The organism is Streptomyces tropicalis (assembly GCF_029269835.1).
GTDB classification, from domain to species: domain Bacteria; phylum Actinomycetota; class Actinomycetes; order Streptomycetales; family Streptomycetaceae; genus Streptomyces; species Streptomyces tropicalis.
In genome coordinates this window covers 1-21,899 of sequence record NZ_JARJBB010000037.1, presented here as the reverse complement: position 1 = coordinate 21,899, position 21,899 = coordinate 1, and the positions used below count along the sequence as shown (strand labels likewise).

The following is a 21,899-nucleotide window of genomic DNA, read 5'->3' as shown; positions in this document are numbered from 1 at the left end:
GGGGAGTTGCCGTAGGACTACGGGCGGGCCGGGACCGCGGCGAACGGGCGCTCGGAGAGCTCCTCGCCCGGGCGGGCCTCCAGGCACGGCCGGGCGGACGCCAGCGGGCGGACGACGGAGAGCGGACGGGACTTGAACGGGCGCTGGTTCATCTCTCAGGCTCCTCGGAGAAGACGGTGAAGCGTCGGTTGGACAGAGGTGATCTCAGCAGGAGCGGCCCCCCACCACCAGGGGCAAAACGGGATGAAATCCGCTAATTCCTCTGGGTGGGAAACGAGTTGGTCCGGCGGTCTGGGCTGCGGAACAAATCCCCTCCTACGCCGCGGCCCCGGTCCATCCGGCGGACCGCCCGGCATGTGTCGGCCGTCACGTCCGGTGTGCGCCCACGGAGCCGACAACGGCTTCTTGATCGGCCAGGCTCGGTGGGCCGATGCCGCAACGGAAGGGATGACCCGATGCCTGTACTGCGCCAGCTCACCGCCTGCACCGCGCCCGCCACGCACATGGTCGAGGGCCGCAGCCGCACGAAGGAACGTGCCCTGCAGTACCGGGTGGAGGTGTGCGCGCGCCACCGGTGGCTCGCCGGGCACTGGCCGGGCCGGCACACGAGGCGGGAGCCGGGCGGGCGCTGCGGGACGATGGCCGACCACCGGGCCTACCTGCAGGTGGTGCGGTCGCACCTCGACACCTGGGTCGGTCCGCTGACCACCCAGGACCTGGACACGCACGGCGGGGACGTGGCCGCCGCGCTGCGGGCCGCCCACCAGTGGATGCGGGAGGGGTACGGCGACCGCGCAACGGCCCGCGGCGACCTCTGGTACGCCGTGGCGGTCGCGCTCGGGCACGCGGCCTGGCTGGCCGAGGCGGTGGCGGCCGGCCTGCTCGAGCGGGAGGACGGCGAGCGTCAGGTCCTGGCGGCGCTCAGCGCGGCCGAGACGCTCGACGGCACGGCCTGCGGGCGGTAGAGCAGCACAACGGCCCGCGCCTCGCCCGCAGTCGGATGCGGGAAGGACGCGGGCCCTTGGGGCGGCGGCGGTCAGTCGAGCTGCATCGGGACGCAGTCCGAGACGTACTTCTTGGCGACCCAGCCGGTGGTGTTCTTGGGCAGTCCGCTGCGCGACTTCGTGCCGAGCTGCAGCTTGATCCAGCTGCCCTTCGTGGCGATCTTCTTGCCCCAGTCGTTCTTGTACAGCAGCCCGCGCGAGGCGTAGCCGGTGCTCGGGCCGGTGCGGAAGTTCACGCCGTTGGCCTGGTAGACGTAGTAGTAGACCCCCGGCTTGCACGGCATGTCCGCGCGGGTCTGCGCCGAGGCAACCGCCGGGGCCTGGGCGAACGCGGACGGGGCCGCACCCACGGCGAGCGCGGCGGTCGCGGCGAGCGCGACGGCGGGAACGGTGCGGCGGAGTACGGACGGAAACGGCACAGCGGTCTCTCCTTGATCGGCGGTTGTGCCAGGAGCCTTCAGGCCGGCCGGGGCCCGTGACCGGTGGGCCGCCGGGATGTGCCAGGGCCCATGACGGCGATCGCGGGTGCCGTCCCGCAAGGTGGGAACGGGCCGCTTGCCCGCCGGAAAGCCGGTCGGGCGTTACACGGTCGGGGAGGCGCTGAACAGGATCGGGGACTTGTAGTCCTTGCCGTCGCCCGACCAGTCCAGCTGGATGTAGCCGTCGGCGAGGTAGCTGGCGGCTGTGGCCTTGGTCTTGATCGTGCCCGTCATGTACGAGCCGTTGCCCGAGGAGCTGCTGTTCTCGAGCGCGCCTTCGAGGCCGGTGTAGTTGGCGTACTTCACGACCGGGTCCGTGCCGCGGGCGCTCTTCTTCGTCTGCAGGTGGAAGCGCGCCTTGTTGAAGGTGAAGTGGTTGTTCGTGCCGGACGAGTACGGGCCGTCCCAGTAGACCGTGGCCGTGGTGTAGATGTAGCCGCCGCTCCTCTTCGCGCAGAGCTTGACGTCGAACGACCAGTTGTCGGAGTCGGGGCCGTCGTACGACGGGTCGTCATAGGTCGCGCTGCTGCTGGTCTTGCAGCGGTAGTCCGCGGCGGAGGCCGTGGTGGCGGTGGCGAGCGTGGTGCCGGTGACAGCTGCGGCGGCCAGCAGGGTGACGGCGGTGCGCTTGAACGCGGGCATGCGGATGCTTCCTCCAGGTCAACGAGGCGCGGCAGGCCCTCGTGGCCGTGCCGGTGGCTGGGAGCCTGCAAGCCCGCCGGGCCTCATCGCCGATGTGCCGCCGGAACGTGCCAGGGTCCGGCACCGCGATCGCTTAGCCCGTTCCGGCCGGTGGGAACGGACATGCGCGGCGGTGTGGTTTCACACCGGGGTGGCCGCGGGCGCGGGCGCGGTACGGGCCGTGCGGGCCGTGCGGGCCGTGAGCAGCAGTGCGCAGCCGGCGGCGGCCATCAGCGGGACGGCGAAGTGGCCGCTGAGCGGTCCGGCCAGGGCGGTGCCGCCGGCCAGGCCGAGCCTAATGGCGCTGGACATCCAGCCGACCGCCTCGGTCGAGGTGCCCGGCGGGGCGAGCGCGGTGACGGTCAGGGACGCCACGGTGAGCAGGGGCACGAACAGGGCGCCCGGCAGCAGTGCCAGGGCGAGGATCGCCGGGGCGGGCAGGGGGGCGAGCAGCGGGAGCCAGCAGGCCGCGTACGCGACGCCGAGCAGCATCAGGTGACGCGGCCGCGGGGCGGTAGTGGGCTGGAAGCGGGCGAACAGGACCCCGCCGAACAGCCCGGCAGCGGAGAACGCCGCAGGCAGCGCGCCTGCCAGCCAGGATGCGTCCTGGCGTTCGGCCACCGCGATCCCGGCGACGTCGAGGGCACCGACCGTGGCGCCGAGGAAGACCAGGGAGAGCAGCAGGGGCCGCATGGCAGGCGGGCGCAGCACGCCGAGCCGCTCGCGGCGGCCCGGCGCGGCCCGCCAGGCGCGGGCCGGTGGGGCGGTGGTGAAGGCGAGGGAGCCGACCACGGTGACGGCAGCCGCCAGGGCGAGGGCCGCGGCCGGGGAGAGCCAGGTGGCCATCGCGATGGCCAGGGCCGGACCGGTGACGTAGACGATCTCCTGGGTGGAGGAGTCCAGGGTGTAGGCGGTGCGCACGTGAGCGTCGTCGGGCAGTACGGCGTGCCACAGGGATCGCAGCCCGCCCTCCAGCGGCGGGCATCCGGCTCCGGCCAGAGCGACACACCCGGCGGCCAGCGGCAGGTGGGCGGTGCCCGCCACGGCCAGGGTGCCGAGCGCGACGGCGACCAGGGCGGCGCCGAGGTAGCAGGGCAGGAGCAGACCGCGCAGGTCCGCCAGCCGTCCCAGCAGCGGCAGGCCGAGCGCCGGGGCGATGCCGTAGAGCGCGGCCAGCAGACTGGCGCTCGCCAGGGAGTGTCCGTCCGCCTGCGCCGCCAGGATCAGGGCGACGGGCACCATGCCCAGCGACAGGCGTCCGGTCACCGAGGCGATCAGCAGGCGGCTGCAATATCGATGGCGCAGCACGGCGCGGAAGGTCGGCGGGGTGCGCGGTGGCTCCGGGGCGCCGGCCGGGGCGGGCAGGGGTGACGGCTGTGGTGCGCGGGCCGGCGCCTTCGTGGTGCGGGGGACGTCGCGGACCTGCGCGTGGGCCATCGCCTGCCTGCCTCTGCAAAAGGGGAATCGTGGGTGCGGGAGAAGGCCGCCGTCCGTGCGCCGGGGCCCAGGGGGGCAGGCGGCGGCGTACGGACAGCGCCAGCGGCGAAGGGGGGTCCAGCCGCCGTGGCGAGAAGCCCAGCAGGCCGCGGCGGCCCTCTCAACGCTGCTTCCGGCGACGCGGACAGCCGCTGCCGCTCCTCCCATCCCCTGGCTCGGCGATCGGGCGGATCGTTCCGTCACGCGATGCCGCCGGTCCGGATCTTGGTGGTGCTCACGGGCGTACGCCCACCGGGCCGCGGAGCCCTGGCGTGCGGCATGCCCGTCTATGCCTCCGACGTCGGCGGTGTCCTCGAGCCCTGGGCTACGCCCATTACCCCGGCAGTACCGCCCCGGAGCGGCCCGGCCGGCTTATCCCGCCCGGTGACAGCGCCGCATGGGCCGAGCCGCTGGGTGAGTGGCTGTGCGAGCTGCGCTTGCGCGACCGGCTGTGGACCCTGGCCGAGCAGCGGCAGGCGGCCGCCCGGCGCGGGTCGGGCCCCACACCGTCCGCCACGCCATCGGCCGCCACTCACCGTGTCCGCCGCGCCGACCTTCCGCGAACCCTCCAAACCACACCCGCAGGTGGCCCGAGGTGCGGAAGCGGACCACGCTCAGCACCCCCCAGACGCCGAGGGCGCGGACGGGCGCGCCTTAGCGGGATGAGCGCAGAACGGCATGGAGCGCCCCCGTCATCGTCGTGCAGTGGATATCGGGGACTTCGCCGTCGCACGGGTGAGCGCCAACGAGGACGGTGCGTGTCCCTGCCACTCGGCCAGCGGCGATGTCGCAGGACGAGTCGCTGACAGTCCACGATCGGCTGCAAGGACATGAGAAGCGCCGTTTCCCGCCGCTTGCCCTCAATATGACCTGGGTCACATCTGTAGCGTCCAATCGTGGACGGTAGGCACTGCCGGACCGGGCAATCCTGGGCCTTCAGTTCGCCCGACTAGGAGGGGCCCGTGCCCGCTGTACCGATCTTGCGTCAGCTCACCACCTGCTCTGACCCGTCAACCATCGTCATTACGCACCGGAGCCGGGCAGCAGACAGGCCCTTGGACTACCGGCTGGAGATCTGCCACCGCCACCGGTGGCTGCTGGGTAAAAGGTGGCCGGGGAGGCGAAGCAGCGAGAGCGCCGGCGGTCGGTGCGGGGCAGTACTGGACTTCCGGCCCTTTGAGACCGTCCTCAAATCGCACCAATCGAACTGGCTGGGGCTCCTGACAGCCGACTCGGGCAGCTCTACCGTGCCCCGCAGCCACGCTCTGGCGGCCGCACTCCACGAGGAAGTCCAGTGGCTGCTCGATTGTAAGCGCAAGCCGACCGGTGTGACGGTGGCGCTGCACCACGCCGCCGCCATCGCCGAAGCGACCGCCTCCGGAGTCCTTCCCCTTGCGGAAGGGCAGCGGCAGCTCCTGAACGCGCTCAGCGTGGCGGAGACCCTCGACGCCGCATCGCGTGGAGCGTAAAGGCCTCGGACCGGAAACCGTGCCAGTCGCGGGCGCCGCCAGCCAGCCACCCACGCCGTGCGGCTGCTGTTCAACGCACAGCCGCAGGCCCTTGCACGGCAACGGGCGATGCCCTGCGCACCCTCGGAAAACCGCTGAAGCCAGGACGGCGGCCTCGTCGAAGCGCACCCTGCCCAGGTGGCGCACGACCGCCCTGGAGATGGACATGGCGCTGCGGGGCTTCGAATCCACCCCTTGGGGGGCCAGGCCGTGCCTGCGGCCATGATGTCCCCCACGTCCTGACGCACGACCGTGCCCCGGTCGAAGGAGACTTCGCCCGGGGCACGTGTACGGCGGTCGACACCGCGTGACGGGTCCTGTCGTGCCGCGCCCCCGGCGCCCGAGGGCCGGGGGCGCGGCACGCTTATCCGGCCAGCCAGAGCTTGACCATGTCCTTGCGGATCCAGCCGGGCGTGTTGGCGCTCAGGCCGCTGGCGGACTTCGTCCTCAGCTTGGTGTAGTACCAGCCGTTCTTCTCGCAGTAGATCTTCACGCTGTCCTTCTTGTAGAGCATCCCCTTGGACTTGTACGAAGTCCCGGGCCCGGTGCGGTAGTTGATGCCGTTCCCGTCGACCCCGGCGCTCTGGTCGTACGACGTGCAGTCGCGGTCGGCGGCGGAGGCGGACGGCGCGATCGCGAGGGCGCCGCCGGCGAGCAGGGTGGCGGACAGGGCGACGGTGGACAGGCGGCGTATCACGGACATGCCGGGTGGTCCCTTCGAGAGGTGTCGATGAGGTGGTGAACGGCTTCAGACAGTTGCGCGCCGCGTGGCGGTGCGCCGAGGTGGGGTGAGGCAGTGGGCCCGGCCCGCCGTGGGGCTACTTCGGGATCGGCGGGGTGGGCGCGGGCCAGGTGTTGTACGGGTTCGCGCACTGGTAGACGACGTAGCCGCGGATCTTCTTGTGGTCCGACTTGCGGGTGACGGTGCCGTGCACCCACCACCGCTTCTTGGACTTCTGGTACACCCACTGGCTGTAGGTGATCTTGTCGCCCTTGTAGGCGATGCCGACGGTGGTCGATCCGGTGGAGTAGGACTTGTGGACCTTGACGGCCTTGCAGGAGATCTTGTCGGTCGCGGTGTCGGCGGCCTGCGCCGTCGAGGCGGTGGCGATGCCTCCCGAGGCAACGGCCAGGCCCAGGGCCCCGGCCACGGCGGCACGTTTGACGCGCTGGCGAACGATCACGCGGAACTCCTTGTGTGGGAGGAATCGGGCCGGGCGGCCCGCACTGCCCACGGGTCCGCCCGGCCCCGGCAGGGGTGCGCACCCTCAGGTCCGGACGTGACCGATCCTGGGCGGCCGGCGGCGAGGACGGCGTCGTCTATCGGAGGCGGTTCCACCTGCTGGGTCCGCGACTTGCCCTGCTCTCCCGGCAGGCGGAATCCGCCGCGCGGTAGCCGGTGCCCGGCGCGGCGGCAGCGCTCGGGGCCGTCGAGACCGTGGGGCGGGAGGCGCAACCGGGTTGTGCGGCACATCCTCCCGCCCCACGGCGTGCCCGGCACCCGGTCGGCCCGCAGCGGCTGCGGGCGGGCGTAGATGGAGTGGCACCCATAGCCCGAGCGACCCGTACGGAGCCGATGACGTGAGTCCCCGCACCGCCTTGACCCCACCCGACGAGGGCCTGGCCATCGGCTTCCAACCGTCCTCGCCCGCGGCGGACACCCGCGCGCTGCACCAGTTGCAGCGCGCCCTTGTCCCGGGCGAGCGGCCGTCCCTGGGCCTCCCGGACCACCTGGAACAGGTGATGGCCGAACTCGCTCCGCTGCTCGGCCTGTTCACCGATCAGCAGGGCGGCCCGTACGACGACACCCGCTTCGATGACGGCGCCCGCGCGTACGAGAAGGCGGTGCTCGCCTACTTCGCCGCGCTTGCCGGGGTCTGCCTCGACGAGGCGCACGGTTATGTGGCCGCCTCGCCGCGCGAGGCCCTCCTGCACGGCCTGGTCCTGGCCCGCCGCGGGCTGCCGGAGCCGTCGGTGTACATCAGCGAGCAGGCCCACTACGACGTCGTACGGGCCTGCGAGCTGCTGGGGATGAACACGGTGCGCGTCCTGGCGTTGGGCGACGGCACGATGGATCCGGGCGATCTGCGGCTGCAGGTCCGGATGCGGCGCGGGGCGGGGGCGCTGGTGGTGGCCACCTGCGGCACTCCCCTGCACGGCGCCATCGACAGTGTGACCGAACTGCGGGCCGCGGCCGCCGCGTTCGGGCCGGTGCACATCCATGTCGACGCGAGCGCGGGCGGAATGGCGGCCGCGCACACCGACCTGGTGGCGCCGTGGTCGCTCGCGCACGGCGCACACTCCATCACCCTGTCCGGCAACCCCCTTCTGGGGCTGCCCGTCCCGGCGGGCATTTCGCTGGTGCGGCGTGTGCAGGACCCGCCCACGAACCTGCCGATCACGGTGCCCGACCGCCTGGCGGTCGGTGCCCGCAGCGGGCTCGGTGCGCTGCTGCTGTGGACGCGGCTGCGCTCTCTGGGGCGGGCCGGCGTGGCCGCCATGGTGGCCCGGTGCCAGGATGTCGCCGCCTACGCGCTCGCCACGTTCGAGGCCGCGGGGGTGGCGCCGGAACGCTTCCCCGGCTCGTTGACGGTCACCTTCGAGCGGCCCGCGCGGTGGGTGGTCGACAAGTGGCGCCTGCACTACAGCGGGGACCGGGCGCGGATCGTCACCACCGGGCCCATGACGTACACCGCCGTCGACGAGCTCGCCGCCGACCTGTCCGCTGCCCGTCAGGGAGTTGCCGCGTGACGCCCGCCGTTCCGCTGCCTCGCTCGCTGCTCACCCTGCCCGCCGAGGTCGGTGATCTGATGGACCACACCCCCGAGTCCGCGTACGCGCATCTGCGCGACACCCGCCCCGCGTTGTTCTCCAGTCCGCCCGGCGACGGCGCGATCGGCATCATGCACTGGCCGATGACCGAGGGGCAGGTGCTGCACCGTGACGAGGAGCGGGTGGTCCTCGAAGACCCGGTGGTTCTCCCCGACGGACGGCATGAGCGCCTGCTGCGGGTCCTCGCCGCGCGGCCCGAGCCGCAGGTGGCCGTGCTTCCACTGCTCGACGCCCAGGTCGTGCTCGTCGACCGGTTCCGGCACGCGGCCCGCACCTGGACCCGGGAGATTCTCAGGGGCCCCGGAGTGGCGGACGTCAGCGACGCGCAGAACGCGGCCGGGCAGCTCGAGGACCTGCTCGGTGCGAGCACCTCGGAAGTGATCGGCCTGGGCCAGGTGCACCCGGACCCGGCGATCCTGGCCGAGCCGGTGATGCTGTACGCCGCGCGGATCGACTCCGTGGGCGAGCTCGGCCGTGGCGCCGGGATCCGCCGGGTGCGCGTCGTCGCGTTCGCCGAGGCGGAGCAGATGGCCTTGACCGGTCAGGTCACCGACGCGGTGACGATCACCTCGTTGTTCCGGGCCCGTCAGGCAGGCCTGGGCGAAGCGGGCCCGGCCGTATGACGGGGGCACCGGGACGCGACCGGCTGACCGCCGTCGTCGAGCGCGTCATCGAGCAGCATCTGCCCGGCGGCACCTACGGAGTGGATGTTGCGAGCATGGCCCGGGAGGTCGTGCGGCAAGGGCGGGGTCGACGGTGATCAACATCGTGGGTAGGTGGGTAGCGCGCCGCAGGGCCGGCCGCGTCGCCGTCGCCGCACTGCTCGCCAACGAGCTTGAACACGGTGACCTCCGGGAGAGGGTCGCGAGGTGTCTGGCCGACCGCGGCGCCGATCCGGTGATCCGGGAGGCAGTGAACCGGGAACTCAGCAGATTCCGCCGAAGGGCCGATCGGGGCATGAAACTCACTCAGCTAAACGAGCTGGTTGATCTCGAAAAGCACGGTACGCCGCCGTTCTTCGAGTGCATCGAGCTGGCAGATAGACGCGCGGAGCGACTCCTCCCGGATAGCCGGACGTGACATACGTGTCCAACGTGCCTGCCGCCCAACGCGCACCCGAGATAATCGCCGAGACGCGCGACGGCAACGCCGCCCGGGCGGAAGAAGCCCCCGGAACGATGGTGCCTGAGCGCAGGCGGGCGACGTCTACGCGGTGGGGCGGTCGTCGGCGTCGAGGCCCAGGGTGTGCCGGGCCTCTTCCCACACCTGCGGGCTCACCGGGGCGCTGGGCCCGCCCGGGCAGTCGAGGATGATCGGGTCGTAGCTCTGCCCGAGCCCATCCAGGGCCTGCTCGATGTCCTCCATGGTGGCGGAGGGCGCGGGGTCGAGGTCCACGAGAAGGACGCGGTCGCCACCGCGTTGTGCCAGAAGCTGAGCCATCTCGATCGAGGTGGTGGTCTTGCCGCGCACCCGGGAGCGGGGGCCGAGGTATGGGCCGCCAGGGAGGTTGGCGGCGACGCGGGCCGCCGGCTCGGGGGTACTGATGTTCTCCTTGGGCTCGCGGCCCTGGTTGTCGATCGGCACTTCGAGCCTCCAGCCCGTGACGAATCCGGTGGACAGTACGGTACTGGGTCGCACTGACAGCCATGCCGGATCCGGCCAACCCCCGCCGCTTCGGGCCGCTACGGCGCGCTGGTGGAGTGCTCGTCGCGGGCGGCGGGCGACCGGGGGAGGACGTCGGCCGTGATGACCAGCGGCATGAGCAGGACGACCGCGCCCAAGCCCACGAGCCCGGCGAGGCGGAGCGCCGCTCCCAGCAGTGCGAGCAGCACGGTGACCAGCGGCCCCGCTGCGGCGGTCAGCCACAGGGCGAAGGCGGGGATTGCGTACCCGGCGGCGAGGGCGGCTCCGCACACGAGCGTGGCCATGGCGGCCATGGCGAGATGCGGCAGACCGCGCCGGAGGAGCGGCCCGGCGGCGCGCAGCAGCAGACGGATGACGGTGCTCAGGATCCAGGTCACCGGTCCATCCCGGGGACGGCGGGTGCAGCGGCCAGGGCTTGGGCCTGGGCCTCGTCGTGGCCGGTGGACGCCGGCCGGCCAGCGGCGGGGCGGGCCATGGCTTCCTGCAGGCGGGCGCGGATGTCCGCCTCGTCGAAGGCGACGCCATCAGTCCGGGTGTGCTCCAGGACGCCGAGGGCGCGGTTGAGCAGGTCGCTTTCGGCGTCGGTGGTGGCGCGGCGGTGGGCGGGGACGGGCTGCTGGAGCTGGTAGAGGAGCTGGCCCTCCAGTGCCTCGGTCGCGCGCTCCAGGGTGCCGAAGGCCTCGATGACGCGGCGCTGGGTCTGCGCGGCGGCGACCGGAGCAAGTTCTTCGGGCAGGTCCCGCGGGATGGGGGCGGGGAAGGCCAGGCGGCCGAGCGCGTCGTGCCTGAGGTGGAGTTGGGCCTCGCGGGCGGCCAGGTAGGAGGTCGCGGCGTGCAGCAGTTCCGGGTCGGCGAGGTAGTCGGTGCTGTCCTCGGCCCCGGTCGCGGCGCGCTGCGCGGCGAGGTCCTCGACGGCGTCGGCGGCGGTGGCCGAGTTCTCCCGCCAGGTGGCGGCCGGGCCGCTGGTGGACAGGTCGCGGGCGGGAATCGGGAAGGCGTCGAGGAGTTGCCGCGCTTCGCTCTCGCGCCCCGAGTGCGCGGCGGCGGTGTAGGCGCGGACGGTATCGCGGGCCTGGGCCAGGTGTGCGGCGCGCGCCGCGTCGAGGACCAACGTGGTGCCCAGGAGTGCGCCGTCGGCTCGCCGGTCGCGCAGGTAGTCGGTGAGGTCCGGCTCGAGGACGGCTCGCAGCTGCTGGGCGGTTGCGTCGCGCAGGGCGATCTGGTCGAGCAGCCAGTCGGCCATGGGCGCGAGCGCCGGGACGTCGGCGGCCAGGGGCTCGACCGCGTGCCAGTCCTCGATCAGTTCGGTGCGGGTGCGGTAGGGGCGCTCCAGCCGGTCGATCAGGTCGACGGTCCTCAGCCCGGTAGTGACCACCAGGTCGGCGGTGGGCTCGTCCAGTTCTCCGGCGCGCTCCAGGCTCGGGGCGAGGACGGAGGGCGGCGGATAGCTGGCCAGGGCCCGCATGTGACAGGTCCAGGAGGCGGCCGCGGCGATCCATCCGAGTTCGAGTCCCTGCTGCGCCTCGGCGTTTCTGCGGTAGACCCAGCTGGCCAGTTGCTCGGTGAGCCGGGCCTCGTCGTTGGCCGGATCGTGCAGCAGCTCGGCGGCGAGTTCACCGGGGGTGTGCTCGCGCAGGGTGCCGGACTCGGTCGTGAGGATGGCCAGGTGCCGTATGCCGTCGTCCAGTTGAAGCCAGCGGCGCAGGGTCTCGGCCCGTCCGTGGGCGACGTCCTGCGACGTGATGCGGCTGAGGTCGGCGCCGGCGCGGGCGATCCCGCTCTCCCCGACCCGGGGTGCCTCAGTTCCCTCGAAGCCGGTCGGTTCACTGCCCTTGGCCACCCACACCAGGGCGTACGCGTCCTGGCCTCGCTCGGCCAGCCAGGTACGGAAGTCGTCGGGGAGGGGGGTGGGCTGCTCGCTCATCGAGGGGACCTTCTGCTCGGCGGTGGGTGCCGCGCGGCCCGTGGACGGCGGCTGGCGGCAGCTTGCCCGTGCCGATGATCTCCGCCGGCCCGGCCATCGCAACGGGTCCGCCGGGCGGGAACCGGAAGGCGACCAACCGCAAGCGCGTCCCGTGAGGCGGGACGGGGCCCGTGAAAAGGGCGAGTAAGGGTGCGGGCCGGGCGAGCAGGGTACGCGAAGGTGCCTGGCCGGGGTGGGGGCGTTGCCAGGGCGGCGTGTGGTCGTTGGACGCAGACGTGACTGCCCTCCTGTCTCCCCCTGTCCACGATGCGTCCGCTGCCGCGCCCCTGCTGGCGGCCCTGCGTGAGGCCGCCGAGCGCGATCCCCGGCGGGCGTATCAGCTGATCGACGACCTGGTCTTCCAGTTGGTCACCGCCCTGCCGGAGGCGACCGGGGCCCTGGGTCGGATCGAGCTGCACGCCTACGGGCGGGCGCACACCTTGCTGGACGACGCCGGGGTTCTGATCAAGCAGGCCACCGCTGTTCTTCTGGGACTTCCTGCGGCCGGGCCTCGGGCCGAGCGGGAGATGGTGGCGCAGGCTCTTGCTGCACCGGACGTGGATGGGGCCGGCCGCGCCGGGTGCCGGTCCGCCGCACCGCGCGCCGCCGTGGTGGCGGATGACGAGGTGTGGGACCGGGCGGTGGTCCAGTTCCGCCAGGGCCGCCCGGCGGCCTGGAGCTAGTCACGGCCGGCGGGTTCGGTGTCCTGCCAGATCCTCACCAGGGTGAGGCCGGGCCAGCGCCACGGGCGGCGCTCCTGAGCGAGCAGCGCGCGGCGTACCTCGCGCTGGATCGGGCGCGGCAGGCTGGTGGGGGCGGGGAAGTCGAACTGCGGGCGCCCGATCAGCCGCGCGCCGCGGGCGCGGGCGTACTCCTCCAGAGCCCCGGCCATCTGCTCCAGCAGGCGCACGCCGTACGCCGCGTCGCGGCCGTCGGCGTGCCGGATCCAGGTGTAGACGAAGCCCAGGGAGGTGTCGGCGTAGTCGGGGCGGGGCGGTGTCGGGCTCACCGGGTGCGGCATCCGCTGGTCAGCGTCCCTGTCCCGAACGTCGGCGGCGGGGCCGCTGCGATGCGCGGCGCGGGTGCCGTACGGGGGCCGCGTCGCCCTCGCCGGGGGCGGAGGAGAAGCCGCCCGCGATGCCCGGCCGGGCGGGGGCCGGCACCTGTGCGGTGCGCGTGGCGGTGCGCTCCGGGCGTGCGGCGCGGGCCACGACGGTGGCGTTCGGGATGAGCGGGGCGCACATCTCGCAGACCTCTTCCACAGTCCACACCCGGCGCACGAGCGGATCGTGCCGCACGATCAGCACCACCTGGCCCGCGCATGAGGTCTTGGTGGCCAAGTGGGATCCGCACCGCTGGGAGCCGCAGTGGCAGTAGGCCTTGGGGTTCAGGGTGATGCTGGCGGCCTTCGCGTGGGCCTTGGCGTGCGCGGCGGCGAAGGTGCGCAGCGCGGTGAAGTCCCCGGAACGGGCTGGCATCCGGCACGCTGCGGTGCTGCAGGTGACCGAGGCGGTGCGGCTGCCGTGGCCGAGGATGCGGACCGTCCAGGCCCGTCCGGGGGTGCGCTCGGTGGTGGATTCGCTGTAGGCGGTCGTCACGGCCGTCCGTTCTGGTTGCGGGGTTGCTCGGTGGTGTTGCTCCACTATGTGGTCTTCGGCGGGTGGTTGGGCAGCAGGTTTCGGCGCCGGGCGGCGCGGGTTTCAGGAGGTGAGTCGGCCACTGTCGCCGGTGTCCCGCCCTCCGGCCACGGTGCTGGCCGCCCTGGCCGGCAGGTGGTGGTGGAGCACCCGCATCCTTTCGGGCTGGATGGCGGTTCGCAGGACAAGGGCTCTCATCTGGTTGCGGGCCGTGCTGCGCCACGGGCGATCGAAGGGAAGAACGTGCGCGACGTCGAGGTGTACTGCTCGCGGTGCGGAAGCGCCGACACCGAGGTCAAGGACTGTCTGTGCACCGTGAAGCACGGCCGATGCCTGCGCTGCGACAAGGGGTTTCAGGCGGCGCCGTGCCCCAACTGCGGTAGCTACCGGGTCGAAGGCTCCGACGGAGTGTCCGGATCGCGCTTCGCCGTCCTGCCCGCCACCGTCTCCTGCATGAACTGCCACAGTGCCATCACGGCGCGCGATCCCGGCCTCGAAGGGACCGGGGAACGGTAGCCGTCGCGCCTGCGCGGCCGCGGGGTCGGGGCCGACGCGGGGACGTCAGTTGCTTCGTCCGGGGCCGCCGGGCTGTTGCGGATTCTGCCCTGTGAGCGTGGCCACCAACTCCTTCGCCGCGGTCTGGACGTCCTGGTGCAGGTCCGGCTCGTCCTTCTCCCACTGGTGGAGCGCGCGTTGCAGGACCTCGGCCGAGGGGGCTACGAGGTCCTTGTTGTCCGCCGTCAGACGCTTCATCACGGCGATGGCGCCGAGCCGGAGGTAGGCCTCGTCGCGCTCCAGCAGGGCAAGGGCGTCCAGCCATGTCTTTGAAGGATCGTGGGGCACACGCCCACTACACCACGGTGCGGCGGGGCCGGGGTAGGCGTCCCCTGTATGTGCGGCGCAGGGGTCGGTCTCAGGTGTTCGGGCCCGGGTGGCGCCGCTCGGGATGGGTGAGGTCGGGGAGCGGTCGGGTGATGTCCCATTCGATGAGCCGGGCCTGGTGGCGCTGGTAGAACGCGCGTTTGGCGGCCTTGCGCCGCTCGTAGCTCTCGCGGCCGTGGATCCCGTAGACCTCCACGTACGCCGCGGGGCTCTGGTCGGTGAGGACGAAGTCGGGCAGGACCGCGTCGGCGCTGTCGTAGCGCAGGGGCTTGATGAAGGCGCGGCGGCAGGCCGTGAGGGCGTCGGCCATGGCCACCTCGTAGGAGGAGTCGGCAGGGATGTAGGTGCGGGTGGTGAGCATCGCGGCCAGGTCGGCGGCGACGAGATGCCCGCCCGCACTGCGCTCGACGACGAACAGCGCGACGCGCGCGCCGTGCTCGGCGGCCGTCTGGGAGAACGCGTGCCGGAAGGCTCGGGCGGCCCGGGCGTGCAGGGCGGCGCGGGCGTAGAGGGGGGTGCGCTGGTGAGCGAGGCGGTAGGCGACGCCGTACGGGGTGGGGGCGACCTCTTTGATCTGGCCCAGGAGCAGGCCGCGTCGTTCGGTGGCGTTGTGGCGTCCCAGCCGGGCGCGGAACGTCTCCAGGGCGGCCGTGTTCGCGGCGGCGGCCTGGGGGGTGAAGGGCGGCACGAGGTAGAGGACGGAGTCGAGCTCTTGGCCGTTGACGGTGGCCGCGCGCAGGTGCCGGCGCAGCAGGGCGTGGCAGTGGCGCCAGGTCCGGTGCCTCGTTCCAGGTGGCCAGGTGTTGAGTTGGGCCTCCTCCCACAGCCAGTGGAGCAGTCCGAGCATGCCGACGGCGCGCCGCGCATGCCGGTCGTCGAAGGCCTCGTCCGTCGCGTTCTCGTGGGCTTCGGCGCGGTCCAGGGTGCGGGCGAGAGGGGTGGCGAGGCGGATGAACACGCCGTCGTCGGTCTCCTTGATGGCCTGCGTGCTGTAGCGGTCGCGGCCGGAGTGGCCGGGTCCGAGCTTGTGGAAGGGGCAGGTGGTCTCGTGCTGGTCGCCTTCCTGGGGCCAGCCTGCGAGGTGGTAGCGGCCCGCGCGGGTGCAGCGGATCACCAGGCGCAGGGCCGGGTGGCGGCACAGGCACCAGGCGTGTCCGACCTCGGCGCGGGCGCGGGCGAAGAGGGAGGCGGCCTGTGCGGTGTGCTCGCGCAGCCAGGCCAGTTGCACGGTGCGGCCCGCCAGTTGGATGCGGCCGGAGCTGGATGTGGGGTGCATGCTCACCTTGTTCAGCGGGTCGGGGGCCGGTGGCCGGGCCGGTTGGTGTCGGGCGGGTGCGGCTGGCGCAGCGGTGAGGTCGGCGGCAGCAGGGCGGCGCGTTGGGCGGCGGTGCGGGCCCGCATCTGTTCGAGGCGGCGCTCGACACGGGCGTGGGTGTACAGGTCGATCGCGTCGGTGAGGTGGTCGAATTCCTCGCCGTCCAGGCCCGCCGGGCGCGGGCCGAGGACGTCGGGGCCGGCGCGGTGGTGGCGGCGCCGGTAGTCGCCGATGGCGGTCAACAACTTGGTGTAGGTGCGCTGCTCGTCCTCGTCGTCCTCGCCGGGGGCGGTGATCTCCTCCATCCAGGCTTCGGGCAGGGGCTCGCCGGCGAGCACGGCGGCCAGGGCGCGCCGCGCGAGGCGCGCGTCCAGCGCACCGTAGGACAGCGGGGTGATCCCGAGGGGGTCGCGCAGGGCGGGGTGGTCGGGCAGCGGGCCGCCGGGCGGCGGCGCATCGAGGTGGCTGAGGGCCGCCTCGATCATGACGGAGGAGGGAGCGTCGGGCGGCGGAAGGTGCACCGGGCGGCGGCGTCCGGTCAGGGCGCGGATCCGGGCGTCCAGGTCGTCCCAGGCCGCCGCCTCGTTCACATCGGCGGGGCGCGGGCCCAGGCCGGGCACGCCGGTGATGGCGTGGCGGGTTCGCCACAGTTCTACCAGCGCTGCGGTGGTGGCCCAGGCGTGGCGGCGGCGGGGGGCGCTGGTGGGCGGCGGCGTGCCGAGCGGGCGGGCCCAGGCGGGCGGGGCGGCGGCCAGGGTGTGGCCGCGGTCGGCGAGCGAGCGGGCCAGGATGCGGTGGCGCTCGGCGAGGTGGGTGGCCCAGTGCTCGGGGGTGTCGGGGTGGACCAGGGCGTGGGAGTCGGCGACCCAGTCGGGGATCGGGGTGCGGTGGTTGGGGCGGTGCGGGGCGTGGTCGGGCAGGCGCTCGCGGAAGCGGAGCTCGGCGTAGATCTTGTTGGAGACGGCGTCGGCGCGGGCCAGTGCGGCGCGCGCGGAGTGCTGGCGGTCGGCCGTGGCCGTGCGGCGGGTCGTGAGGGTGCGGCGGATCGCGGCGGTTGAGGTGGTGCTGGTGGCGGCCTGCTCGCGCTGGTAGTCCTCGCGTGCGGCGTCGCGCCAGTTGAGGGCGCGGCGCAGCTGGGACTCGCGGGTGAGGTTGGCGATCACGTGCCGGGCCGTGTCGGAGAGCGGGGTCCGGCTGGTCTGGGCGCGGCGGATCTGGGTGCGCACCATGGCCAGTTGGGCGGCGAGTTCGCGGCGGGTCAGTTCGCCCATGGGGCGTTGGTCCCAGGCGGGATGGGTGTGGCCGGCGCGGGTGGTGACCGGGGCGGGCAGGTGGGTGAAGGCGGCGTCGGCGGCCTTGAGCGCCTCGCGGGCGGCGGCCCGGTGGGCTGCGGCGAGCTCGGTGAGGGTGTGCAGTTGGGTCAGGGTGAGCGCGGCCAGCGGGCGGGAGCGGCCTTCTTGTTGGGCTTCGGCGGCGTCCTTGAGGCGCTCGCGCAGCCGCCAGGTCAGCACCGCCGAGGGGTCGTCCGCGTCGCCGAAGCCGCGCCGGGGCACGGTGTTTGCGAGCAGGCGGGGCAGGTCGAATCCGGCGCGCTCGGCGTCGTGAAGGGCGCGGATGAGGGCCGGGTAGGCGTCGGCGGCCATGAACATCGCTGCCCTGCCTGCGCCGAGGATGTGCTCGATGAGGCCGGTCAGCCGGGCGGTGGTGGCGCGCTCGGCGACGTCGGCGAACTCCGCCGACAGCTGACCGGGCGCGGCGGTCTCCTGCTGCAGGGCGGCGATCGACTCGGTCGCCGAGAGCTGGGCGCGGCGTCGGGCGGCGATGGAGGCGAGGACGTCGTCGAGGCGGTCGCTGTCCTCGAGTGCGACGTAGAGGCGGTTGGTGCGCGCGCCGCGGGTCATCTGGACGTAGACGCCTTCGCGGTTGGAGCGGGCGGAGGCGATCGCGTGTGAGGTGTCCACGGTCATGCCCTGGGCGCGGTGGATGGTGGATGCGTAGCCGAGTTCGCACTGGGCGGCCAGGTACTCGGCGGGTAGGCGGATACGGCCGCGGTGCTGGGTGTGGCGCACCACTACGTCCCCGCCGGGGAGGATCTGCTGGATGTGCCAGGTGTCGCCGTTCTTCACGAAGTCCCGCCCGCCGCGCACCGTCCACTGGCGGCGGTTGAGGCGGGTGACGATGATGTCGCCGACGTGCGCGCGCTGCCCGGCGCGCAAGGGCGCTGTCTGGCTGGTGTCGACGGTGCCGGCGGCGATGTGATGGGCTTGGGCGCGCACGTTGAGCGCGGTCACCGTCGCGGTGTCGGCGGCCGTCATCAGCGAGGTGAGGCCCTTGTCCAGGTCCTTGGCCCAGGCGTTGAAGACCATGTCGCACATCGCGTCGTAGGTTCCGGCGACGATCCGGCCCTTGTCCCGGTACCAGTCGAAGACCGCCCGCATCTCTTCGCCGTCGCGCAGGATCAGGGAGGCGTCGGCCTCGCCGGGTACGCGGAAGCGGTGCAGTTGGTCGAGCTCGACCGCGCCGCCGGCCCGGGATATGAGCCTGAGGGCTCCCCCGGCCTCGACGGCGGCGAGCTGGTGCGGGTCGCCGAGCAGGCGCACCACCGCCCCGGCGGCCGCGGCGTCGGCGAGGATCTCATCGAGCAGGAGGGTGCCGGCCATGCCCGCCTCGTCGACCAGGACGACGTCGCCGGGGCGCAGCTGGAAGTCCTTGCCGACGGTTTTGCCGTCGGTGGCGCGGCCGCGCTGGTGCAGCCAGGAGTGCAGGGTGTGGGCGCGCCGGTCGAGGTCGCCGCCGAGGACTTTCGCCGCCCGGGAGGACGGGGCGAGCGGGATGAGCCGTCCGCCGGCCGCGTCCACGGCCCGGGCCACCAGCTTCATCGCCGTCGTCTTTCCGGCGCCCGCTGGCCCGAGTCCGGCCAGCAGCAGCTGCTCGGACAGGACGAAGGAGGCGGCGAGCGCTCGCTGTCCGGCGTCCATCGGGCCGCGGCCCAGGGCGGCGGCGCGGTTGAACGTGCTCCGTCCGACCGGGGGGATCACGCTGGTGCGGGCGGCGGCCAGCAGCCGGTTCTCGGCGGCGAGCAGGGAGTGGGTGGTGTAGGTCTGCGAGCCGATGGGCCGGTAGATGCTGGTGCCGTCGGGCCGTACCAGGTCGGGGTGGTGGGGGTTGATCTCGGGCGGGGTGATGTCCAGGCAGTCGCCGTGGGCGAGGACTTGGTCGGTGATCTGCTCGGCCGCCTGGTCGGGCGCGGTGGACCCGGCGAGGGTGCGCATCAGGTAGCGGCGTGCCTCGGCCAGCACATGGCGGCGGCGGAATGTCGTACGCCGCTCGGTCACCGCGGCCAGGACTTCCTCGGCCGCTGCGGCGAGGTCGAGCACGGCCGGGGCGGGCCGGTCGCCCGCGGCGGCGCGGGCGGTGGCGAGCAGGTTGTCGACGACCGTCTCGTCGGTGGCCGCGATCGCCCGGCGCTGCCAGTCGGCGAGTAGGTCGTCCAGGGACCGGGCCTGCCGCTTGGGCGGGCGGGTCTTCACGGTGGCCTGCCACTGCAGCCGGGTCCGGGCCGGCCGTGCCGCCTGGCGGCCGTGGCGGCGCCGGTAGGCGTCGAAGAGGGACTCGGCCATGGTGCGCACCGCGGTCGAGCGCTGCGCGAACGCGGCGCGCAGTCGAGCGTCGATGCCGACGATTCTCATCACCGGCCGCTGGCCGGGGGTGACCTCGACCTCTTCGGTGGCGAGGCCCAGGCGGGCGCAGGCGAGTTCGAGGGCGCGCTGGTTGAACAGCTCGCTGGCGACGACGACGTCGCGCAGCAGGAGGCGGGAGTCCAGGTTGCGCCAGCGTCCGTCGGGGCCTTTCACCCGCGGGGATATGACCGCGTGCTCGTGCAGCATCGGATCGCCCGCGCGGGACTCGTAGTGCAGGTGGATCGCGGCCAGCAGCCCGGGTTCGGCCCGCTGCTGGGCCACGCCGCCCGGGCCGGTGCGCACCGCAAGCGCGTTGTGCTCGATCCAGGCCAGGGCCTCGGTGCGGGCCTGGGCCAGGACCTCGAGGACAATGCGGCGCACCTCGGGGCCGCCGAGCGCGAACAAGAGCGACAACTCCTCGTTGGAGAAACAGAGGTCGTATCCGGTCACGGCGCGGCGCTGCGGCCCGCTGCGGGCGGCCAGGTACCGGCCGAGCTCGGCGCCGTCCGCGGGGGTGCGGTGGTACTCAGCCTCGAAGGCGCGCGCCGCACACCGCATCCGCACGTCTTTGGTCTCGGCCTTCGTCAGCGGGCGGCACAGCCGCTGGCTGACGTGCTCCAGGACCTGCTCGATCTCTTGGTCGAGCGGGGAGAGTTCGGCCAGGGCCGGCACGGCCGGCCCGAGTTTGGCGGCCTTCATGGCCCGCTTGCGCGAGGCCCCGGCGGCCAGTTCGCGGGCGGCGATCTCCTCGGCGTCGGGGTGCATGCCGAGCCCGAACAAGGCTCGCATCTGCGCGTCCGACACGATCCCGGACAGCCCCAGAGCGCGCGCGGCCTGCCCGTGCCACACCCCGGGCGGCACCCCGGGCACGCTGGAGGACACCGTCAGCTCGGCGCCCGGGGCACCGTCGCCGCGGGCGATGTTGCGCCGGTAATAGCGCTCCCGCCCCGCGGTGAACGCGTTCGCTGTCATCCCCACGACGCCAGAAGATCACCGCGTACAGGACTGGTGCGGGCATCAACCGGCTCCGGGCCTCGAACCTCCCAGGGCCCGAAAAACGACCTTCGAACGTGTCCCGCCGGAAGGGAAAACGCCCCTCGAGCACGGGCAGGCGTCAAAAGTGCCAGAGGTGTACGGGGACCGACCCGCCACCGGCCGGCGACCACACACCCACGCCCTCACCAACCCCGACCACCGACCCGGCACCCCGGCCTCCACACACCACCGGCACCCACCCACACCCCGGGTTCCGTCACCACCCCTCACCACGGGCCGCCCTTGCCCCGGGGTCGGCTCCCTATCCGCTCGGGCGTCGTCCCGTGAGCGGGACCGGGCGCAGCGACGGGCGTGCTACGGCCTGGGACGCGGGCGCCTTGGTCGCCTTGGCGGGGGTGCGGGCGGCTGAGACTGACCGGGCGCGGCCGCCACAGGGGTGGGCGCGGGATGCCGGGAGGTGGCTGTGGTGGCGTCGAGCCGGACCAAGGGCAACGGGAAGAACAGCGCGACGCTGGCGCGCCGGAAGGCGGCGATGGCGCGGGCCGCGGAGCGGATGGCCGAGCGGCGGCGGGAGGCGGAGGAGACGGAGGCGCGGCGGCTGCGGCAGGAGGCGGCGTTCGACGAGCTGGTGGCCGACTTCGAGCTGGCGGTGGAGGACGAGACGGCGGCGGCCGCCGAGGTGGAGGAGGAGATAGCTCGGGTCCGCGAGCGCGGGCAGGTGCGGATCGACGCGGCGAAGGCTGCGGCGGCGCGGGTCGTGCTGGCGATGGGTGAGGCCGGGGAGACGGTGGCCGGGTGCGGGCAGCGGTTGGGTGTGGGGGTGGAGCGGGTCAAGGAACTGCGGCGGCTGGGACGCGAGACCGCGGAGGGAGCGGTGCCGGAGAAGAGGAAGGCGGACGCCCCGGGGAAGACGGCGGACGCGGAGAAGACGGCGGCGGAGAAGGAGTCGGGGGGCGGGCCGGGCGGGGAGCAGCAGCGGGGTGGTGGACGCGGGGCGGGGCAGGCTGACGACCGGCCGCGCGGCTCGGGCGCGGCGCCGGTCGCCGCTCCCCCGGTGACGGCTCCGGCTGTTCCCCCGGCGCTGGGGGCCGATCCGGTCCGGTCCGCTCCTCCGGCCGCTCCGCCGGGTGTTCCCTCGGCCGGTACGCCGGCGGGGCCTTCGGGGGCGCCGGGCGGGGCGCGGCCGGGGTGGCCGGAGTCGCCGCGGTGACGGTGCCGTGCCGGGGCACGGAGCGGCCCCGGCTGCCGCGCGGGGCGGTGGCCGGGGCCGGGGGCCGGGGGGTCAGCCCTGCTGGTTCGACCAGGGTGCGGCGGACCGCTGCGGGGCGGCGGTCTGCGGGGCAGGTGCCTGCTGCTGGGCCGGGTAGGCGGCGGGTGCGGCGGTCTGCTGCTGGGGCCAGGCGGCCGGTGCGGCGGCCTGCTGAGGCGCGGCGGCCTGCTGGGGGACGTGGCCGGTGAAGCGGCCGGGGTCGACGTCCTTGAGGTAGACGGTGATGGTGGCCTGGTCGCGTACGAGGATGCGTTCGTGGATGCCGGGCGGGGTGAGGATCCACCAGGTGGTGTCGTCGCGGCGCTGGGTGCGGCGGATGAGCGGCGGGGGGAGGGTGACCTCCTCGGTGATGTCGGTGTCCGGGTTGGTCTCGGGGACCGTGATGTGGTCGACGGTGCTGAAGAGACCGGCGAACTGGGCGAGTTCGTTGATGGTGGTCTCGTGCTTCACGGCGCTCCCCCCTTCTGGTTATGGCCTGGGCCTGCGGGTTCGCTTGGACGGTAGGCGGCGGGGAGGCTGGATGGGGCGGGGG

The 21,899-nt window shown here is 73.5% G+C and carries 23 protein-coding genes; 8 read left to right on the top strand and 15 right to left on the bottom strand.

Features of this window, described 5'->3' with window-relative positions; all coding sequences use genetic code 11:
* Window positions 1-17: 17 nt before the first annotated feature.
* Window positions 18-152 carry a hypothetical protein gene (locus P3H78_RS31405; RefSeq protein ID WP_018521537.1) on the bottom strand — a complete coding sequence of 45 codons (135 nt, stop codon included), beginning with the start codon at window positions 150-152 and terminating at the stop codon, window positions 18-20.
* 303 nt (window positions 153-455) lie between these two features.
* On the opposite strand from P3H78_RS31405, the gene P3H78_RS31400 reads away from it, so the two are divergent.
* Window positions 456-965, top strand: coding sequence for a hypothetical protein (locus tag P3H78_RS31400; RefSeq protein WP_276112589.1), 510 nt, complete (start codon window positions 456-458; stop codon window positions 963-965).
* 71 nt (window positions 966-1,036) lie between these two features.
* On the opposite strand, the gene P3H78_RS31395 is transcribed toward P3H78_RS31400, so the two are convergent.
* The 3 genes from P3H78_RS31395 to P3H78_RS31385 all read right to left on the bottom strand — a co-directional run bounded on the left by P3H78_RS31395 (window position 1,037) and on the right by P3H78_RS31385 (window position 3,601).
* Window positions 1,037-1,423, bottom strand: coding sequence for an SH3 domain-containing protein (locus tag P3H78_RS31395; protein WP_276112588.1), 387 nt, complete (start codon window positions 1,421-1,423; stop codon window positions 1,037-1,039).
* A gap of 162 nt (window positions 1,424-1,585) precedes the next feature.
* A complete protein-coding gene (locus P3H78_RS31390) occupies window positions 1,586-2,125 on the bottom strand; it encodes a hypothetical protein (RefSeq protein WP_018521534.1) in 540 nt (179 codons plus the stop codon).
* Window positions 2,126-2,305: 180 nt separating this feature from the next.
* Window positions 2,306-3,601 carry an MFS transporter gene (locus P3H78_RS31385; protein WP_276112587.1) on the bottom strand — a complete coding sequence of 432 codons (1,296 nt, stop codon included), beginning with the start codon at window positions 3,599-3,601 and terminating at the stop codon, window positions 2,306-2,308.
* Window positions 3,602-4,887: 1,286 nt separating this feature from the next.
* On the opposite strand from P3H78_RS31385, the gene P3H78_RS31375 reads away from it, so the two are divergent.
* The gene (locus P3H78_RS31375; RefSeq protein WP_276112586.1) at window positions 4,888-5,109 is read left to right on the top strand and encodes a hypothetical protein; all 222 of its coding nucleotides are present in this window, start codon (window positions 4,888-4,890) and stop codon (window positions 5,107-5,109) included.
* A 403-nt stretch (window positions 5,110-5,512) separates the two neighbouring features.
* Here the strand turns inward: P3H78_RS31375 and P3H78_RS31370 are convergent, their stop codons facing one another.
* Both P3H78_RS31370 and P3H78_RS31365 read right to left on the bottom strand, forming a co-directional pair.
* On the bottom strand, window positions 5,513-5,851 hold the full coding sequence (locus tag P3H78_RS31370) for an SH3 domain-containing protein (RefSeq protein ID WP_018521531.1): 339 nt from the start codon (window positions 5,849-5,851) through the stop codon (window positions 5,513-5,515).
* A gap of 115 nt (window positions 5,852-5,966) precedes the next feature.
* Window positions 5,967-6,332: a hypothetical protein gene (locus P3H78_RS31365; protein WP_276112585.1), complete on the bottom strand. Its 366-nt coding sequence runs from the start codon at window positions 6,330-6,332 to the stop codon at window positions 5,967-5,969.
* 397 nt (window positions 6,333-6,729) lie between these two features.
* Between P3H78_RS31365 and P3H78_RS31360 the strand changes: the two genes are divergently transcribed.
* The 3 genes from P3H78_RS31360 (at window position 6,730) to P3H78_RS31350 (ending at window position 9,060) form a co-directional block, all read left to right on the top strand.
* Window positions 6,730-7,899 (top strand): pyridoxal-dependent decarboxylase, encoded by a 1,170-nt coding sequence (locus P3H78_RS31360; RefSeq protein WP_276112584.1) that lies wholly within the window; start codon window positions 6,730-6,732, stop codon window positions 7,897-7,899.
* Entirely contained in the window at window positions 7,896-8,603 is a 708-nt protein-coding gene (locus P3H78_RS31355) for an NUDIX hydrolase (RefSeq protein WP_018521528.1), read from the top strand. Before P3H78_RS31360 ends, P3H78_RS31355 begins: the two co-directional genes overlap by 4 nt.
* Window positions 8,604-8,736: 133 nt before the next feature.
* On the top strand, window positions 8,737-9,060 hold the full coding sequence (locus P3H78_RS31350) for a hypothetical protein (protein WP_276112583.1): 324 nt from the start codon (window positions 8,737-8,739) through the stop codon (window positions 9,058-9,060).
* A gap of 126 nt (window positions 9,061-9,186) precedes the next feature.
* Here P3H78_RS31350 and P3H78_RS31345 read toward each other — a convergent pair whose 3' ends face one another.
* The 3 genes from P3H78_RS31345 to P3H78_RS31335 all read right to left on the bottom strand — a co-directional run bounded on the left by P3H78_RS31345 (window position 9,187) and on the right by P3H78_RS31335 (window position 11,548).
* The gene (locus P3H78_RS31345; protein ID WP_276112582.1) at window positions 9,187-9,564 is read right to left on the bottom strand and encodes a ParA family protein; all 378 of its coding nucleotides are present in this window, start codon (window positions 9,562-9,564) and stop codon (window positions 9,187-9,189) included.
* A 98-nt stretch (window positions 9,565-9,662) separates the two neighbouring features.
* Complete coding sequence (locus tag P3H78_RS31340) at window positions 9,663-10,001, bottom strand: hypothetical protein (RefSeq protein WP_276112581.1); 339 nt, start codon at window positions 9,999-10,001, stop codon at window positions 9,663-9,665.
* Window positions 9,998-11,548, bottom strand: coding sequence for a hypothetical protein (locus P3H78_RS31335; RefSeq protein WP_276112580.1), 1,551 nt, complete (start codon window positions 11,546-11,548; stop codon window positions 9,998-10,000). The genes P3H78_RS31340 and P3H78_RS31335 overlap by 4 nt, the downstream gene beginning before the upstream one ends.
* A gap of 275 nt (window positions 11,549-11,823) precedes the next feature.
* Between P3H78_RS31335 and P3H78_RS31330 the strand changes: the two genes are divergently transcribed.
* Window positions 11,824-12,270, top strand: coding sequence for a hypothetical protein (locus P3H78_RS31330; RefSeq protein WP_276112579.1), 447 nt, complete (start codon window positions 11,824-11,826; stop codon window positions 12,268-12,270).
* Here P3H78_RS31330 and P3H78_RS31325 read toward each other — a convergent pair.
* Window positions 12,267-12,596, bottom strand: coding sequence for a hypothetical protein (locus tag P3H78_RS31325; protein ID WP_276112578.1), 330 nt, complete (start codon window positions 12,594-12,596; stop codon window positions 12,267-12,269). The genes P3H78_RS31330 and P3H78_RS31325 overlap by 4 nt on opposite strands.
* A gap of 19 nt (window positions 12,597-12,615) precedes the next feature.
* Window positions 12,616-13,185: a hypothetical protein gene (locus P3H78_RS31320; RefSeq protein ID WP_276112577.1), complete on the bottom strand. Its 570-nt coding sequence runs from the start codon at window positions 13,183-13,185 to the stop codon at window positions 12,616-12,618.
* A 174-nt stretch (window positions 13,186-13,359) separates the two neighbouring features.
* Between P3H78_RS31320 and P3H78_RS31315 the strand changes: the two genes are divergently transcribed.
* Window positions 13,360-13,740 (top strand): hypothetical protein, encoded by a 381-nt coding sequence (locus P3H78_RS31315; protein WP_276112576.1) that lies wholly within the window; start codon window positions 13,360-13,362, stop codon window positions 13,738-13,740.
* Between the two features lie 45 nt (window positions 13,741-13,785).
* Here the strand turns inward: P3H78_RS31315 and P3H78_RS31310 are convergent, their stop codons facing one another.
* From P3H78_RS31310 to mobF, 3 genes are all read right to left on the bottom strand, one after another.
* The gene (locus P3H78_RS31310) at window positions 13,786-14,067 is read right to left on the bottom strand and encodes a hypothetical protein (RefSeq protein WP_276112575.1); all 282 of its coding nucleotides are present in this window, start codon (window positions 14,065-14,067) and stop codon (window positions 13,786-13,788) included.
* 70 nt (window positions 14,068-14,137) lie between these two features.
* The gene (locus tag P3H78_RS31305) at window positions 14,138-15,382 is read right to left on the bottom strand and encodes a DUF1173 family protein (protein ID WP_276112574.1); all 1,245 of its coding nucleotides are present in this window, start codon (window positions 15,380-15,382) and stop codon (window positions 14,138-14,140) included.
* 11 nt (window positions 15,383-15,393) lie between these two features.
* Entirely contained in the window at window positions 15,394-20,073 is a 4,680-nt protein-coding gene (mobF, locus tag P3H78_RS31300; RefSeq protein ID WP_276112573.1) for a MobF family relaxase, read from the bottom strand.
* A 487-nt stretch (window positions 20,074-20,560) separates the two neighbouring features.
* On the opposite strand from mobF, the gene P3H78_RS31295 reads away from it, so the two are divergent.
* Window positions 20,561-21,307: a hypothetical protein gene (locus tag P3H78_RS31295; protein ID WP_276112572.1), complete on the top strand. Its 747-nt coding sequence runs from the start codon at window positions 20,561-20,563 to the stop codon at window positions 21,305-21,307.
* 72 nt (window positions 21,308-21,379) lie between these two features.
* Here P3H78_RS31295 and P3H78_RS31290 read toward each other — a convergent pair whose 3' ends face one another.
* Window positions 21,380-21,817, bottom strand: coding sequence for a hypothetical protein (locus tag P3H78_RS31290; protein WP_276112571.1), 438 nt, complete (start codon window positions 21,815-21,817; stop codon window positions 21,380-21,382).
* Between the last annotated feature and the right edge of the window lie 82 nt (window positions 21,818-21,899).